This is a genomic window from Pseudomonas sp. LS.1a (assembly GCF_022533585.1).
In the GTDB taxonomy this organism is placed as follows: Bacteria; Pseudomonadota; Gammaproteobacteria; order Pseudomonadales; family Pseudomonadaceae; genus Aquipseudomonas.
Genome location: NZ_CP092827.1, coordinates 5,354,241 through 5,370,617 on the forward strand (window position 1 = coordinate 5,354,241; position 16,377 = coordinate 5,370,617).

Below are 16,377 nucleotides of genomic sequence, written 5' to 3' on the forward strand. Positions count from 1 at the left end.
GCACGGGCGTTCCCGCTCCCTGATCACCGCCAACACGAGGGTACTTTCATGTCCCAAGAATTCGATTACATCATCGTCGGTGCCGGCTCTGCCGGTAACACCCTGGCGACCCGCCTGACCGAAGACGCCGGCGTCACCGTACTGCTGCTGGAAGCCGGTGGCCCTGACTACCGCTTCGACTTCCGTACCCAGATGCCGGCCGCCCTGGCCTTCCCGCTGCAGGGCCGCCGCTACAACTGGGCTTACGAAACCGACCCGGAGCCGTACATGGACGGCCGCCGCATGGAATGTGGCCGCGGCAAGGGCCTGGGTGGCTCGTCGCTGATCAACGGCATGTGCTACATCCGCGGTAACGCCATGGACTTCGACGGCTGGGCAGAACTGCCAGGCCTGGAAGACTGGACCTACCTGGACTGCCTGCCGTACTTCCGTAAAGCCGAAACCCGCGACATCGGCCCGAACGACTATCACGGCGGCGAAGGCCCGGTCAGCGTGACCACGCCAAAAGCGGGCAACAACCCGCTGTTCCACGCCATGGTCGAAGCCGGCGTGCAGGCCGGTTACCCGCGCACCGAAGACCTCAACGGCTACCAGCAGGAAGGCTTCGGTCCCATGGACCGTACCGTGACCAAGAACGGCCGCCGTTCCAGCACCGCCCGTGGCTACCTGGACCAGGCCAAGAAGCGCCCGAACCTGACCATCGTCACCCACGCCCTGACTGACCGCGTGCTGTTCGACGGCAAGCGCGCCATTGGCGTGACCTACCTGGTCGGTGACAGCGAAGAACGCGTTGAAGCCCGCGCCCGCAAGGAAGTGATCGTCAGCTCCGGCGCCATCGCTTCGCCGCAGCTGCTGCAGCGCTCCGGCGTCGGTCCGCGCGCCCTGCTGGAAAGCCTCGACATCCCGGTGGTGCACGACCTGCCTGGCGTTGGCGAAAACCTGCAGGACCACCTGGAACTGTACCTGCAGTACGCCTGCACCCAGCCTGTTTCGCTGTACCCGTCGCTGCTGTGGTGGAACCAGCCGGCCATCGGTGCCGAGTGGATGTTCAACGGCACCGGCATCGGCGCCAGCAACCAGTTCGAGGCCGGTGGTTTCATTCGTACCCGCCCTGAATTCAAGTGGCCGAACATTCAGTACCACTTCCTGCCGGTGGCCATTAACTACAACGGCTCCAACGGCGTGAAGGAACACGGCTTCCAGGCGCACATGGGTTCCATGCGCTCGCCTGCTCGCGGCCGCATCCAGGCCAAGTCGAAGGACCCGCGCCAACACCCGAGCATCCTGTTCAACTACATGTCCACCGAACAGGACTGGCAGGAATTCCGTGACGGCATCCGCCTGACCCGTGAAATCATGGCCCAGCCGGCACTGGACCCGTACCGTGGCCGTGAAATCAGCCCGGGCGCACACGTGCAAACCGACGAAGAGCTGGACAAGTTCATCCGCGAGCACGCCGAAACCGCCTTCCACCCGTCCTGCTCGTGCAAGATGGGCACCGACGACATGGCAGTGGTCGACGGCGAAGGCCGCGTGCATGGCATGAAGGGCCTGCGCGTGGTCGATGCGTCGATCATGCCGCTGATCATCACCGGCAACCTCAACGCCACCACGATCATGATTGCCGAGAAGATTTCGGACAAGATCCGTGGCCGCAAGCCGCTGCCGCGCAGCACTGCCAAGTACTACGTGGCGGGCGATGCACCGGTGAAGGGCAAGCCGATGCGTGAAGTGAAGCAGGCGTAAACCTGTACCGGCCTCTTCGCGGCTAAAGCCGCTCCCACAGGCTTTGCACAGGTCTGGAAACCGTGCAGCACCTGTGGGAGCGGGTTCACCCGCGAAAGGGCCCGCCCAGGCAACACCATAAAAGGCACCCACCGCGGTGCCTTTTTTTCATCTGCAGAAACGCTTTACAGCCTGCCAATTCATCAGGTTAGAATCATTTGGCACGCGACCTGCTAGCGACATGCTATCAAGTCCCCTCCCCCCGCTGTCCCCGGAGTACCTGCCCTTGGATGCAAGCACCATCAACAGCCTGTTCCTGATCGGCGCATTGCTGGTGGGCGCAAGTATCCTGGTCAGCTCGCTGTCGTCGCGCCTGGGCATCCCTATCCTGGTCATCATCCTCGCCGTCGGCATGGTCGCCGGGGTCGATGGTGGCGGCATCATCTTCAACAACTACCCGACCGCCTACCTGGTGGGCAACCTGGCCCTGGCCGTGATCCTGCTCGACGGCGGCCTGCGCACGCGGGTGGCGAGCTTCCGCGTGGCGCTGTGGCCGGCGCTGTCGCTGGCCACCATCGGCGTGATGATCACCACCGCCCTCACCGGCCTGGTCGCCGCCTGGCTGTTCGACCTGAGCCTGATCCAGGGCCTGCTGATCGGCGCCATCGTCGGCTCCACCGACGCCGCGGCGGTGTTCTCGCTGCTCGGCGGCAAAGGCCTCAACGAGCGGGTCACCGCCACCCTGGAGATCGAGTCGGGCAGCAACGATCCGATGGCGGTGTTCCTCACCGTCACCCTGATCGACATGATCGCCAGCGGCCAGACCGGCCTGCACTGGAGCCTGCTCACCCACCTGCTACGCGAGTTCGGCATCGGCGGGCTGCTGGGCCTGGGCGGCGGCTGGCTGATGCTGCAACTGGTCAACCGCATCAAGCTCGCTGGCGGCCTGTACCCCATCCTGGTGATCGCCGGCGGCCTGGTGGTGTTCTCGGCGACCAACGCCCTGCACGGCAGCGGCTTCCTTGCCGTGTACCTGTGCGGCCTGGTGCTGGGCAACAAACCGATCCGCAGTCGCCACGGCATCCTGCACATGCTCGACGGCATGGCCTGGCTGGCGCAGATCGGCATGTTCCTGGTGCTGGGGCTGCTGGTCACGCCCCACGACCTGCTGCCCATCGCCCTGCCGGCACTGGGCCTGGCGCTATGGATGATCCTGGTGGCACGCCCGCTGTCGGTGGTCGCCAGCCTGCTACCGTTCAAGGCCTTCCACGGCCGTGAAAAGGCCTTCATTTCCTGGGTCGGCCTGCGCGGTGCGGTGCCGATCATCCTCGCGGTGTTCCCGCTGATGGCCGGCCTGCCGGACGCCCAGTTGTTCTTCAACCTGGCCTTTTTCATCGTGCTGGTGTCGCTGCTGGTGCAAGGCACCAGCCTGCCGTGGATGGCCAAGCTGCTGAAAGTGACGGTACCGCCAGACCCGGCGCCAATCTCCCGCTCCGCCCTGGAAGTGCACATCACCAGCGAGTGGGAACTGTTCGTCTACCGCCTGGGCGCCGAAAAATGGTGCATCGGCGCTGCCCTGCGCGAATTGAAAATGCCCGAAGGCACGCGGATCGCCGCGCTGTTCCGGGGCGAGCAGTTGCTGCACCCCTCGGGCAGCACCGTGCTGGAAGTGGGTGACATGCTCTGCGTGATCGGCCACGAGCACAACCTGCCGGCCTTGGGCAAACTGTTCAGCCAGGCGCCACAACGCGGCCTTGACCTGCGCTTCTTTGGCGACTTCGTGCTCGAAGGCGATGCCGAACTGGGTGCGGTGGCAGCGTTGTACGGCCTGAAACTCGACGGCCTGGACGCGAAAATGCCGCTGGCCCAGTTCATCCGACAGAAGGTCGGAGGCGCTCCAGTAGTAGGTGACCAGGTCGAATGGCATGGCACGATCTGGACCGTGGCCACCATGGACGGGAACAAGATCCAGAAAGTAGGCGTCAGATTCCCCGAAGGAACGCGACCCGGACCAGGATTGTTCCTCTAAACTTCGTTTCTGCCGGATCCACAAGTAGTCTGCCTATGTCCCTGTGCGTGTACCTCCGCACAGCCCTGCTCGGGCTGTGCCTGTCTCTCTCTTTTGCAGCCACGGCAGCAGAAGCCCCGACCACCGCCAGCATCCAGAACAGCCTCGACAAGATCGCCGAGCGCAAGCTACCCGAGGCCGAGCAGAAAGCCCTGCAGCAGGTGCTGGAACAAACCCTCAGCCTGCTCGCCAGCAAGGAAGACAACGAGAAGAAACTCGCCGCGCTGAAGCAGCAGCTGGCTGGTGCGCCAAAAGAAACCAGCGACAGCCAGCGCGAACTGGCAAGGCTCAAGGAAAGCAAGCCACAGCCGGTGGCCCAGCGCTATGCCAGCCTCAGCGTGCCGCAACTGGAGCAGATGCTCAGCGAACGCAGCACCCAGCAGGGAGAGCTGCAGAAGGCACTGTCCGAAGCCAACAGCCTGATCATCAATTCGCAGACCCGCCCGGAACGCGCCCAAGCCGAAATCAGCAACAGCCAGGCGCGCACCCAGCAGATCAACAACATCCTCAAGACAGGCAAGGACGCCGGCAAACAGATCAACGCCGACCAGCGCAACCAGCTCAATGCCGAACTGGCCTCGCTCAACGCGCTGACCCTGCTGCGCCGCCAGGAGCTGGCCGGCAACAGCCTGCTGCAAGACCTGGGCAACGCCCGCCACGACTTGCTGATCGAACGCGCCGCGCGCCTGGAGCAGGAAATCCAGGACCTGCAGACCCTGATCAACGACAAGCGCCTGGCCCAATCCCAGGAAGCCGTCACCCAGCAGTCGATCGAGGCCCAGAAAGCCGGCGGCAGCAGCCTGCTGGCCACCGAAAGCGCGGTCAACCTCAAGCTCTCCGACTACCTGCTGAAAAGCACCGACCGCCTCAACGAACTGACCCAGCAGAACCTGCGCACCAAGCAGCAACTGGATAGCCTGACCCAGGCCGACCAGGCACTGGACGAGCAGATCAATGTGCTCAAGGGCAGCCTGCTGCTGTCGAAGATCCTGTACAAGCAAAAGCAGACCCTGCCGCACCTGAAGGTCGACCGTGACCTGGCCGACCAGATCGCCGACACCCGCCTGTACCAGTTCGAGGTCAACCAGCAACGCGAGCAGATGAGCAGCCCGGCCACCTACGTCGACAAGCTGCTGGCCGCCCAACCGCAGGAAGAGGTGACGCCTCAGCTGCGCAAAGCCCTGCTGGAAGTGGCGATTACCCGCAGCGACCTGCTGGAGCGGCTGAACCGCGAGCTGTCGGCACTGCTCAACGAATCGATCACCCTGCAGCTCAACCAGAAGCAGCTGCTGGGCACTGCCCAGAGCCTGCGCACTACCCTCGACGAGCAAATGTTCTGGATCCCCAGCAACAAGCCGCTGGACTGGGACTGGCTGCGCTATGTGCCGGAACGCCTGGCCGACCAGGTGGCCAACCTGCCGTGGGGCTCGGGCCTGAAGGAGCTGGCCGACGGCCTGAGCCAACGCCCGTTGCTGTTCCTGCCGCTGCTGCTGGTGATCGGCGCCCTGCTGTGGCGCCGCACGTACCTGTACCAAAGGCTGGGCAAGGTGCACCAGGACATCGGCCACTTCCGCCGCGACAGCCAGTGGCACACGCCTCAGGCGATCCTCATCAACATCCTGTTGGCGATGCCGGTCAGCCTGGGCCTGGCCCTGTGCAGCTACGCCCTGCAGATAGACGCGCGCGGGCAGAACGCCAACCTCGGCGCCGCCCTCTGGCAACTGGCCCAGGCCTGGCTGGTGTTCTACACCGCCTACCGCATCCTTGCTCCCGGCGGCGTGGCGGAAATCCACTTCCGCTGGCACAAGCCGCAGGTCGAGTTCCTGCGCGGCTGGGTGCGCCGCCTGGGCACCGTGGTACTGGCGCTGGTCGGCGTGGTGGCGGTAGCCGAACATCAGCCTTCGGCGCTGGCCGATGATGTGCTGGGCATCGGCGTGGTGCTGGCCTGCTACGCGCTGATGGCCTGGCTGCTCAGCCGCCTGCTGCTCAGCAGCCCGGCGCACCGCGATACCTCGCTGTTCCGCAAGGCCGTGGGCGTGGCCTTCACCGCCCTGCCCATCGCCCTGTTCGTGGCCGTGTGCTTCGGCTACTACTACACCGCGCTGAAACTGACCGACCGGCTGATCTACACCCTGTACCTGCTGCTGTTCTGGCTGGTGATCGAAGCCGCGTTCGTGCGTGGCCTGTCGGTGGCGGCACGGCGCCTGGCCTACCAGCGTGCGCTGAGCAAGCGGGCGGCGGCCAAGGAAGGGCTGGATGGCGAAGTCATCACCGAAGAACCCACGCTGGACATCGAACAGGTCAACCAGCAGTCGCTGCGTCTGATCCGCCTGGCCTTGCTTGGCGGTTTCATCGCCGGCCTGTACTGGGTGTGGTCAGACCTGATCTCGGTGTTCGCCTACCTCAACAACTTCGTCCTCTACGAATACACCAGCGGCACCGGCGCCACCGCCAGCATGGTGCCGATCAGCCTGGGCGACTTCCTCGGTGCGCTGGTCATCATCGGCATCACCTTCGCGCTCGCACGCAACTTGCCCGGCCTGCTCGAAGTCCTGGTGCTGTCGCGGCTCAACCTGGCCCAGGGCAGTGCGTACGCCACCACCACCTTGCTGTCCTATGTCATCGTCGGGGTCGGCATCGTCAGTACCCTGTCCACCCTCGGGGTGAGCTGGGACAAGTTGCAGTGGCTGGTAGCAGCGCTGTCGGTGGGCCTGGGCTTCGGCATGCAGGAGATCTTCGCCAACTTCATCTCCGGCATCATGATCCTGTTCGAGCGCCCGGTACGGATTGGCGACACCATCACCATCGGCAACCTGTCCGGCACCGTGAGCAAGATCCGCATCCGCGCCACCACCATCACCGACTTCGACCGCAAGGACATCATCGTCCCCAACAAGACCTTCATCACCGGCCAGCTGATCAACTGGTCGCTGACCGACACGGTCACCCGGGTGACGCTGAAGCTGGGCATCGACTATGGCTCGGACCTGGACCTGGTGCGCGACCTGCTGCTCAAGGGCGCCCACGAAAACCCACGCGTGCTCAAGGACCCGGAGCCGATCGTGTACTTCCTCAACTTCGGCGAGAGCTCGCTGGACCACGAGCTGCGCATGCACGTGCGGGACCTGGGCGATCGCAACCCGACGCTGGACGAGATCAACCGCTACATCAACCGCGAGTTCAAGGCGCACAACATCAAGATCTCGGTGCGCCAGGTCGAGGTGTTCCTGATGGATCCGAAGGGCGGCAAACAGCAGCTGATTCCTGTGGAACAGCCGAAACCGGATGGCACTGCTTCGGCCTGAACGGGCGCGAATACTTTATTCTGTGCAGAACCCCTGCGAGGGCTTTGCCCTCGTTCGCGGGCTCGCCCGCTCCCACAGGGCCACCGCTGCCCCTGAGAGCGGTGCAATCCCTGCGGGAGCAGGCAAGCCCGCGAAGGGCCGCAAAGCGGCCCCAGCCAATCAATTTCTGGAGCCGGCCCCGTGAAAGCCCTCGACCAACTCACCTTCGACAATCGCTTCGCCCGCCTGGGCGATGCGTTCTCCACCCAGGTCCTGCCCGAACCCATCGCAGACCCGCGCCTGGTGGTAGCGAGCGAGTCGGCCATGGCCTTGCTCGATCTCGACCCGGCCCAGGCAGAGCTGCCGGTTTTCGCCGAGCTGTTCAGCGGCCACAAGCTATGGGAAGAGGCCGATCCGCGGGCGATGGTCTATTCCGGCCATCAGTTCGGCTCCTACAACCCGCGCCTGGGTGATGGCCGCGGGCTGCTGCTGGTCGAAGTGCTGAATGATCAGGGCGAGCACTGGGACCTGCACCTCAAGGGCGCCGGACAGACGCCCTACTCGCGCATGGGCGACGGCCGCGCCGTGCTGCGCTCGTCGATCCGCGAGTTCCTCGCCTCCGAGGCCCTGCACGCCCTGGGCATTCCCAGCAGCCGGGCATTGTGCGTGATCGGCTCGAGCACCCCGGTGTGGCGCGAAACCCGCGAAAGCGCGGCCATGCTCACCCGCCTGGCGCAGAGCCATGTGCGTTTCGGGCATTTCGAATACTTCTACTACACCAGGCAGCCGGAACAGCAACGCGTGCTGATCGACCACGTGCTGGAGCAGCACTACCCCGAATGCCGCGATGCCGAGCAGCCGTACCTGGCCATGTTCCGCACCATCGTCGAACGCAATGCCGAGCTGATCGCCCGTTGGCAGGCCTATGGTTTCTGCCACGGGGTGATGAACACCGACAACATGTCGATCCTCGGCATCACCTTCGACTTCGGCCCGTACGCCTTCCTCGACGACTTCGACGCCAACTTCATCTGCAACCACTCCGACGACCGTGGTCGCTACAGCTACGCCAACCAGGTACCGATCGCCCACTGGAACCTCAGTGCGCTGGCCCAGGCGCTGACCACGGTGATCGAAGTCGAACCGCTCAAGGAGGCGCTGGGCCTGTTCCTGCCGCTGTACCAGGCACACTACCTGGACCTGATGCGCCGGCGCCTGGGCCTGACCACCGCAGAAGAGGACGACATGGCGCTTGTAGAACGCCTGCTGCAGCGCATGCAGAGCGGTGGTGTGGACTACAACCTGTTCTTCCGCAAGCTGGGTGATCAGCCTGTCACCGAGGCGCTGAAGGTGGTGCGCGACGACTTCATCGACCTGGCCGGTTTCGATGCCTGGGGGGCGGACTACCTGGCCCGCTGCGAGCGCGAAGCGAATCATGCCGAAGGGCGCCGTGAGCGCATGCATGCGGTGAACCCGCTGTACGTGCTGCGCAACTACCTGGCGCAGAAAGCCATCGAAGCGGCCGAAGCGGGGGATTACAGTGAAGTGCGACGGCTGCATGAAGTGCTGAGCCGCCCGTTCGAGGAGCAGGCCGGGATGCAGGACTATGCCGAGCGACCGCCGGAATGGGGCAAGCACCTGGAAATCAGCTGCTCCTCCTGACCAACTCCGAACCCTGTGGGAGCTGGCTTGCCGGCGATAGGGCCCGAACAAACAACACAAGGAATTGATATGTCCGAACCACTGGTAATCCCCTGCCCCCACTGCAACGGCCTCAACCGCCTGCCTGCCGAGCGCCTGGGCGACGCGCCGAAATGCGGCCGCTGCAAACAGGACGTGTTGCTGAGCACCCCTTTCGAACTCACCGAAGCCAGCTACGCCAGCCAGATCAAAGGCGACCTGCCACTGCTGGTCGACATCTGGGCCGACTGGTGCGGCCCATGCAAGTCCTTCGCCCCCACATTCGAACAGGCCGCCCGCCAACTGGCCGGCCGCTGCCGCCTGGCCAAGCTCGACAGCGAAGCCAACCGCAACCTGGCCGGGCAACTGGGTATCCGCTCGATCCCCAGCCTGCTGCTGTTCAAGAATGGCCGTGAAGTCAGCCGTCAAGCCGGGGCGTTTCCACTCCAGTCGTTGCTGGAGTGGTTGCGTAGCCAGGGAGTTTAGTTCTCAAGCACTCGCCAGCAGCGACTCATAGGGGATACGAAGGCCATCATGCAGGCGCTTGATCATGGAAAGGCTCAATCCACGCTTTCCATTCAAGACTTCCGAGACTCTCCCGCTTGGACCAATGAAGGGTTCTAGATCACGCGGTGTGAGCCCCTGCTGATCCATGCAGAACTTGATGGCCTCGATGGGGTTAGCCGGGTGGATGGGGTAGTGCTTGTTCTCGTACACCTCGATCAGTGTCACAAGCACTTCCATTTCATCGGCTTCTGGCGTTCCCGCTTCAGCCTGAAAAATGGTTTCAAGCCGCTGGAATGCTGCTCGCAAATCATCATCGTTGCGGATTGGCTTAATATTCACAGATTGTCTCCACGTCAATCTCGTCATATCGCTCATGCGTACCGACGAACTTCACCCAGGCAATACCGGCTCGATACTGCATCTCGACTACAAGCCGGTACTTGTTACCCCCGATGTTGAAGACCACGCGGTTGTTGCCACATATGCTGGCGCTGCCAATCTGGTCCTTTAAATCCTGCGGCGTTCGCCAGATGGCTTTGATGGCCATGTCGTGCCAGCTTTCCAAGGGGGCTTTGGCATCCTCATGTCCGGGCAAACCCCAGAACTTCACCAAGGTGCTTTTGGCAATGACGCGCATCCAAGCATATCTCCCGTTTTGGGAGATTATGAGCGGTAGTCACCCTTCCTGCAAGCGACAAGAAACAACGCTCACTCGCAGCGTTCGAGCAAATCGTGCAACTCGACAAACTGCTGGGTCAGCTTGTGCCTGGGCTCCAGGTGAATCAGCGGAAGGCTGGCATGGTGCGACTCACGCATCTTCACCGAGCTGCCCAGGTACACCGGTAGCACCGGAAGCCCTTCGGCCAGCAGCTCGTCGAGCATCTGCTGTGGCAGGCTGGCGCGGGACTGGAACTGGTTGACCACGATGCCTTCGACCACCAGGTCTTCGTTGTGGTCTTCCTTGAGTTCTTCGATCTCGGCCAGCAGGCCATACAGGGCCTGGCGTGAGAAGCTGTCGCAGTCGAAGGGAATCAGCACGCGATCGGCGGCGATCAGCGCAGACACCGCATAGAAGTTCAGCGCTGGCGGGGTATCGATGTAAATGCGCTCGTAGTCCTCGTCCAGCTCGTCGAGCAACTTGCGCAGCTTGTTGATCTTGTGTTTCGCCTCAAGCTTGGGCTGCAGATCGGCCAGCTCGGCCGTGGCGGTGACCACGTGCAGGTTGTCGAACGGGGTTTCGTAGATATCGACCTGGTTCTTCTTGCTGAACGGCCCGCTGGACAGGCTTTGCTTGAAGAAGTCGGCGATGCCCATGGGGATGTCCTCGCCGGTGAGGCCGGTGAGGTACTGGGTCGAGTTGGCCTGGGCATCCAGGTCGATCAACAGGGTCCGGTAGCCTTCATTGGCACTGACCGCCGCCAGGTTGCAGGCGATACTCGACTTGCCCACGCCACCTTTCTGATTGAACACCACGCGCCGCATGATTGACCTCCGTGTATCAACGAATGCCCGAGTATGTGGTGCGGCTGCGGCAATGACCAGCGCCATTTGACCCGCATTACCCTTGCCCGACCACCTGCCCCGTCAATAGCTCGGCGAATGCCTTGGCCATCGCCGAAGCCCCACGCTCGCGCTGCACCAGCCACACCGCCGACATCGCCCCTTCATCCAGCAGCGTGCGATAAACCACCCCCTCGATGCGCATGCGCTGGAACGACGCCGGTAGCACCGACACCCCAAGCCCCGCCGACACCAGGCCGATGATGGTCATCGCCTCCCCTGCCTCCTGGGCGAAATGCGGGCTGAAACCCGCCTGGCGCGCCAGGCTCAGCAACTGCGCGTGCAACCCGCTGCCATAGCTGCGCGGGAAGAACACGAACGGCTCATGGGCCAGGGCGGCCATGTGCACGCCATGTTCCGTGCCTTCGGCCAACGGGTGCGAGGCGTTGATCACCGCCACCAGCGGCTCGCGAAACAGTTCAGTGGCCACCAGCCCTTCCGGCAGCGGCATCGGCCGCATCAGCCCCACTTCGATGGACTCGTCGAATACTCCTTCAGCAACATCGCGGCTGCTCATTTCCTTGAGGTTCAGGTGCACCGCCGGGAAGCGCTGGCGGAAGGCATGGATGGCCTTGGGGATCTTCGAGGTAAACGGTGCCGACGAGGTAAAGCCGATCTTCATCTCCCCCAGCTCACCTAACTGCGCACGCCGGGCCACGTCGGCGGCCTTCTCCACTTGCGCCAGCACCTGGCGGGCTTCCTCGAGGAACAGCCGTCCCGCCTCGCTCAGCTCGACCCGACGGTTGGTACGCTCGAACAGCCGGGCTCCCAGTTCCTGCTCCAGCGCCTGGATCTGTTGGCTCAAAGGTGGCTGCGAAATGCCCAGTTGCTGGGCAGCGCGGCCAAAGTGCAGCTCTTCGGCCACGGCGATGAAGTAACGCAGATGGCGCAATTCCATGATCGGCTCCGAACAGGTCGTAAAACGTCTTAAATAGGTCGAACAATATATTGGATCTAATCATTAGCCAGCTATATGCTTTTTTTCATTGCGCCAGAGGTACCCGCCCGTGAAAACTGCTGTAGCGCCCCTTCCCGTCGAGCCCGAACCTGCCCCGCTGAACGAAATGTGGATCGAAAAAGGCACCCCCGCCTTCATGAAGACCGTGCTGGCGCTATTCAGCGGCGGCTTCGCCACCTTCGCCCTGCTGTACTGCGTGCAGCCGATGATGCCGTTGCTGTCGAAGGAATTTGCCATCAATGCGGCGCAGAGCAGCCTGGTGCTGTCGGTCTCGACAGCCATGCTGGCGATCGGCCTGCTGATCACCGGCCCTGTCTCCGACCGCATCGGGCGCAAGCCGGTGATGGTGTTTGCCCTGGTCTGCGCCGCCCTCTCCACCCTGGCCAGCGCGATAATGCCGAGCTGGGAGCTGGTACTGGCCACCCGCGCCCTGGTCGGCCTGTCGTTGAGCGGCCTGGCGGCGGTGGCCATGACCTACCTGAGCGAAGAAATTCACCCGCAGCACATCGGCCTGGCCATGGGCTTGTACATCGGTGGCAATGCCATTGGCGGCATGAGCGGGCGCCTGATCACCGGCGTGCTGATCGACTTCGTCAGCTGGCACACGGCGATGCTGACCATCGGCGGCCTGGCCCTGTTGGCGGCGCTGGTGTTCTGGAGGGTGCTACCCGAATCGCGCAACTTCCGCCCACAGGCGATGAACCCACGCAGCCTGCTGGATGGCTTCGTCATGCACTTCAGGGATGCCGGCCTGCCCTGGCTGTTCCTCGAAGCCTTCCTGCTGATGGGCGCCTTCGTCACCCTGTTCAACTACATCGGCTACCGCCTGCTGGCCGAGCCCTACCACATGAACCAGGCACTGGTCGGCTTGCTGTCGGTGGTGTACCTGTCGGGCATCTACAGTTCGGCGCAGGTCGGCGCGCTGGCCGACAAGCTGGGCCGGCGCAAGGTGTTCTGGGCCAGTATCGTGGTGATGGCGGGTGGCTTGCTGATGACCCTGGCCAGCCCCCTGGCGATGGTGATCGTCGGTATGCTGGTGTTCACCTTTGGCTTCTTCGGCGCACACTCGGTGGCCAGCAGCTGGATTGGCCGCAGGGCCTTGAAGGCCAAAGGGCAGGCGTCGTCGTTGTACCTGTTCAGCTATTACGCCGGGTCGAGTGTGGCCGGTACGGCGGGCGGGGTGTTCTGGCACCAGTGGGGCTGGAACGGCATCGGGCTGTTCATTGGCGGCTTGCTGGTGGTGGCGTTGCTGGTGGCGCTGCACCTGAGCAGGCTACCACCGAAAACTGCTTGAGGCCCATTCGCGGGTAAACCCGCTCCCACAGGGACCGCGCTACAGCTGAGGGCAACGCTATACCTGTGGGAGCGGGTTCACCCGCGAAGAGGCCAGTGGCTCAGTTGATGATCTCGACCCTATCCACATCCACCTCCCGGCTCATCAGGTGCTTCTCCACCTCTCCGGTCAGCTTGACCTTGGTCTTGTCGTTGAACGGCGTCGGCGGCAGGTCTTCATCATCGATTTCCACGGTGATGGTGCCGGTGTTGTCCTTGAACTCGTACTTGTCGTCGTTGTTGATCTTGTTGGTCACGAAGCCTTGCAACACAACCGGGGTGTCATCGGCAGCATCGTTGGCCGCAGCTACGGTGGTGACCGACTGGGCACCTGGGCCGGTATACCCGGCAGCCAGGGCCGCAGTGCTGAACAAGGGGGCGAGGATCAATGCAAGATAACGTGCTTTCATGAGGATCAGGTCCTGTTTCGGTTTCGATGGGACCAGATTAACGACGATCGCTGAATTAAAACTTAATGCAACAAAAAGCCCGGCACATGGCCGGGCTTTCGTGTTCAGCGATCGATTCACTGATGGTACTGCGCCGACAGTTCATGCACGGCGTTGATGAACACGCCAGCGTGCTCCGGGTCGACTTCCGGGGTGATGCCGTGGCCCAGGTTGAACACATGGCCTGTACCGTGGCCATAGCTGGCCAGGATGCGCGCCACCTCCTTGCGGATGGCCTCGGGCTTGGCGTACAGAACGGTCGGGTCCATGTTGCCCTGCAACGCCACCTTGTCACCCACGCGGCGGCGGGCGTCGCCGATTTCGCAGGTCCAGTCCAGGCCCAGCGCATCGGCACCGGCTTCGGCGATGCTTTCCAGCCACAGGCCACCATTCTTGGTGAACAGGATCACCGGCACCTTGCGCCCTTCGTGCTCGCGGATCAGGCCGCTGACGATCTTGCGCATGTAGGCCAGGGAGAACTCCTGGTAGGCCGCCGCCGACAGGTTGCCGCCCCAGGTGTCGAAAATCTGTACGGCCTGGGCGCCAGCGAGGATCTGGCCGTTGAGGTAGCTGGTGACCGACTGGGCCAGCTTGTCCAGCAGCAGGTGCAGGGCCTGCGGGTTGTCATAGGCCATGGCCTTGGTCTTGCGGAAGTCCTTCGACGAGCCGCCTTCGACCATGTAAGTGGCCAGGGTCCACGGGCTGCCGGAGAAGCCGATCAGCGGCACACGACCGTTGAGCTCGCGGCGGATGGTGCTGACCGCGTCCATCACGTAGCCAAGGTCTTTCTGCGGGTCGGGGATTGGCAGCGCTTCGATGTCGGCCGGGGTGCTGATGACCTTCTTGAAGCGCGGGCCTTCGCCGCTTTCGAAGTACAGGCCCAGGCCCATGGCATCGGGGATGGTGAGGATGTCCGAGAACAGGATCGCAGCGTCCAGCGGGTAGCGGTCCAGCGGCTGCAGGGTGACCTCACAGGCGAACTGGGGGTTCATGCACAGGCTCATGAAGTCACCGGCCTTGGCGCGGCTGGCGCGGTACTCCGGCAGGTAGCGGCCGGCCTGGCGCATCATCCACACCGGGGTGACGTCTACGGGTTGCTTGAGCAGTGCACGCAGGAAACGATCGTTCTTCAGGGCAGTCATGTCGGCATCCGGAAAAATAGTGCGGGCATTTTCTCAGACGCCAGCGCAAAAGGCACGGTCAAGGCCATGCGTTTTGTCTATTGGATGCCATGGATCAAGGATTTTTGTATACAAAAATGCCGTTGGGGCTGCTTTGCAGCCCATCGCGACGCAAGGCCGCTCCCACATGAGGAATGCATTTCCCCTGTGGGAGCGGCCTTGTGTCGCGAAAGGGCTGCAAAGCAGCCCCGACAATCGATCAGACTTCCAGGTAGTCCAGGATACCCTCAGCAGCAGTACGTCCTTCGAAGATAGCCGTCACCACCAGGTCCGACCCGCGCACCATGTCGCCACCGGCAAACACTTTCGGGTTGCTGGTCTGGTGCTTGAACTTGCCCTTCTCCGGTGCCACCACGCGGCCCTGGCTGTCCAGCTGGATGCCATGCTGCTCGAACCACGGCGCCGGGCTTGGGCGGAAGCCGAAGGCGATGACCACGGCATCGGCCGGCAGGATCTCTTCGGACCCCGGGATCGGTTCGGGGCTGCGACGGCCACGGGCATCCGGTTCGCCAAGACGGGTCTCGACCACTTTCACGCCTTCGACCTTGTCCTCGCCGACAATGGCAATAGGCTGGCGGTTGTAGAGGAACTTCACGCCCTCTTCCTTGGCGTTCTTCACCTCACGACGCGAACCCGGCATGTTGGCCTCGTCACGGCGATAGGCGCAGGTCACCGACTTGGCGCCCTGGCGGATCGAGGTGCGGTTGCAGTCCATTGCAGTGTCACCACCGCCCAGCACCACCACCTTCTTGCCCTGCATGTCGACGAAATCTTCCGGCGACTTCTCGAAGCCCAGGTTGCGGTTGACGTTGGCGATCAGGAAGTCCAGCGCGTCATGCACGCCCGGCAGGTCCTCGCCCGGGAAGCCGCCCTTCATGTAGGTGTAGGTCCCCATGCCCATGAACACCGCGTCGTACTCGGCGAGCAGTTGCTCCATGGTCACGTCCTTGCCCACCTCGGTGTTCAGACGGAACTCGATGCCCATGCCGGTGAACACTTCACGGCGGTTGCTGAGCACGGTCTTTTCCAGCTTGAACTCGGGAATGCCGAAGGTCAGCAGGCCGCCGATTTCCGGGTTGCGGTCGAACACCACCGGGGTCACGCCGGCACGTACCAGCACATCGGCACAGCCCAGGCCGGCCGGGCCCGCGCCGATGATGGCAACGCGCTTGCCGGTTGGCTTGACCTTGGACATGTCCGGTCGCCAGCCCATGGCGAAGGCGGTGTCGGTGATGTACTTCTCCACCGAGCCGATGGTCACTGCGCCGAAACCGTCGTTCAGGGTGCAGGCACCCTCGCACAGGCGGTCCTGCGGGCATACGCGGCCGCACACTTCCGGCAGGGTGTTGGTCTGGTGCGACAGCTCCGCCGCGGCCAGGATGTTGCCTTCGGAAACCAGCTTCAACCAGTTGGGGATGAAGTTGTGCACCGGGCACTTCCATTCGCAATACGGGTTACCGCAGCCCAGGCAGCGGTGTGCCTGCTCCACGGACTGCTGCGGCTTGAACGGCTCGTAGATTTCCACGAACTCCTTCTTGCGCTGGCGCAGCAGCTTTTTCTTCGGGTCCTTGCGGCCCACCTCGATGAACTGGAAGTCGTTGTTCAGACGTTCAGCCATTTTTCAAAACCTCTT

Annotated in this window: 13 protein-coding genes; 6 read left to right on the forward strand and 7 right to left on the reverse strand. The window is 63.2% G+C overall.

What is annotated here, in order from left to right:
* Window positions 1–48: 48 nt before the first annotated feature.
* From betA to trxC, 5 genes are all read left to right on the forward strand, one after another.
* The gene (gene betA, locus MKK04_RS24650) at window positions 49–1,746 is read left to right on the forward strand and encodes a choline dehydrogenase (protein WP_075046623.1); all 1,698 of its coding nucleotides are present in this window, start codon (window positions 49–51) and stop codon (window positions 1,744–1,746) included.
* A gap of 265 nt (window positions 1,747–2,011) precedes the next feature.
* A complete protein-coding gene (locus tag MKK04_RS24655) occupies window positions 2,012–3,754 on the forward strand; it encodes a potassium/proton antiporter (RefSeq protein WP_207828321.1) in 1,743 nt (580 codons plus the stop codon).
* A 35-nt stretch (window positions 3,755–3,789) separates the two neighbouring features.
* A complete protein-coding gene (mscK, locus tag MKK04_RS24660) occupies window positions 3,790–7,098 on the forward strand; it encodes a mechanosensitive channel MscK (protein WP_241106058.1) in 3,309 nt (1,102 codons plus the stop codon).
* A 180-nt stretch (window positions 7,099–7,278) separates the two neighbouring features.
* Window positions 7,279–8,739: a protein adenylyltransferase SelO gene (gene selO / locus MKK04_RS24665; protein ID WP_241106059.1), complete on the forward strand. Its 1,461-nt coding sequence runs from the start codon at window positions 7,279–7,281 to the stop codon at window positions 8,737–8,739.
* 69 nt (window positions 8,740–8,808) lie between these two features.
* Window positions 8,809–9,243, forward strand: coding sequence for a thioredoxin TrxC (gene trxC / locus MKK04_RS24670; RefSeq protein ID WP_013974593.1), 435 nt, complete (start codon window positions 8,809–8,811; stop codon window positions 9,241–9,243).
* Between the two features lie 3 nt (window positions 9,244–9,246).
* Here the strand turns inward: trxC and MKK04_RS24675 are convergent, their stop codons facing one another.
* The 4 genes from MKK04_RS24675 to MKK04_RS24690 form a co-directional block, all read right to left on the reverse strand.
* Complete coding sequence (locus MKK04_RS24675; protein WP_207828315.1) at window positions 9,247–9,603, reverse strand: helix-turn-helix domain-containing protein; 357 nt, start codon at window positions 9,601–9,603, stop codon at window positions 9,247–9,249.
* A complete protein-coding gene (locus MKK04_RS24680; protein ID WP_241106060.1) occupies window positions 9,593–9,901 on the reverse strand; it encodes a type II toxin-antitoxin system HigB family toxin in 309 nt (102 codons plus the stop codon). The genes MKK04_RS24675 and MKK04_RS24680 overlap by 11 nt, the downstream gene beginning before the upstream one ends.
* 71 nt (window positions 9,902–9,972) lie before the next feature.
* Window positions 9,973–10,746 (reverse strand): ParA family protein, encoded by a 774-nt coding sequence (locus MKK04_RS24685; protein WP_207828307.1) that lies wholly within the window; start codon window positions 10,744–10,746, stop codon window positions 9,973–9,975.
* A gap of 76 nt (window positions 10,747–10,822) precedes the next feature.
* The gene (locus tag MKK04_RS24690) at window positions 10,823–11,722 is read right to left on the reverse strand and encodes a LysR family transcriptional regulator (protein ID WP_207828305.1); all 900 of its coding nucleotides are present in this window, start codon (window positions 11,720–11,722) and stop codon (window positions 10,823–10,825) included.
* 166 nt (window positions 11,723–11,888) lie between these two features.
* On the opposite strand from MKK04_RS24690, the gene MKK04_RS24695 reads away from it, so the two are divergent.
* Window positions 11,889–13,076, forward strand: a complete 1,188-nt coding sequence (locus MKK04_RS24695) for an MFS transporter (RefSeq protein ID WP_233694089.1) — start codon at window positions 11,889–11,891, stop codon at window positions 13,074–13,076.
* Between the two features lie 100 nt (window positions 13,077–13,176).
* Here MKK04_RS24695 and MKK04_RS24700 read toward each other — a convergent pair whose 3' ends face one another.
* The 3 genes from MKK04_RS24700 to MKK04_RS24710 all read right to left on the reverse strand — a co-directional run bounded on the left by MKK04_RS24700 (window position 13,177) and on the right by MKK04_RS24710 (window position 16,362).
* Window positions 13,177–13,524, reverse strand: coding sequence for a YgiW/YdeI family stress tolerance OB fold protein (locus tag MKK04_RS24700; protein ID WP_241106061.1), 348 nt, complete (start codon window positions 13,522–13,524; stop codon window positions 13,177–13,179).
* Between the two features lie 116 nt (window positions 13,525–13,640).
* Complete coding sequence (hemE, locus tag MKK04_RS24705; RefSeq protein WP_025340953.1) at window positions 13,641–14,705, reverse strand: uroporphyrinogen decarboxylase; 1,065 nt, start codon at window positions 14,703–14,705, stop codon at window positions 13,641–13,643.
* Window positions 14,706–14,943: 238 nt separating this feature from the next.
* On the reverse strand, window positions 14,944–16,362 hold the full coding sequence (locus MKK04_RS24710; RefSeq protein ID WP_013974599.1) for an FAD-dependent oxidoreductase: 1,419 nt from the start codon (window positions 16,360–16,362) through the stop codon (window positions 14,944–14,946).
* Window positions 16,363–16,377 lie beyond the last annotated feature (15 nt).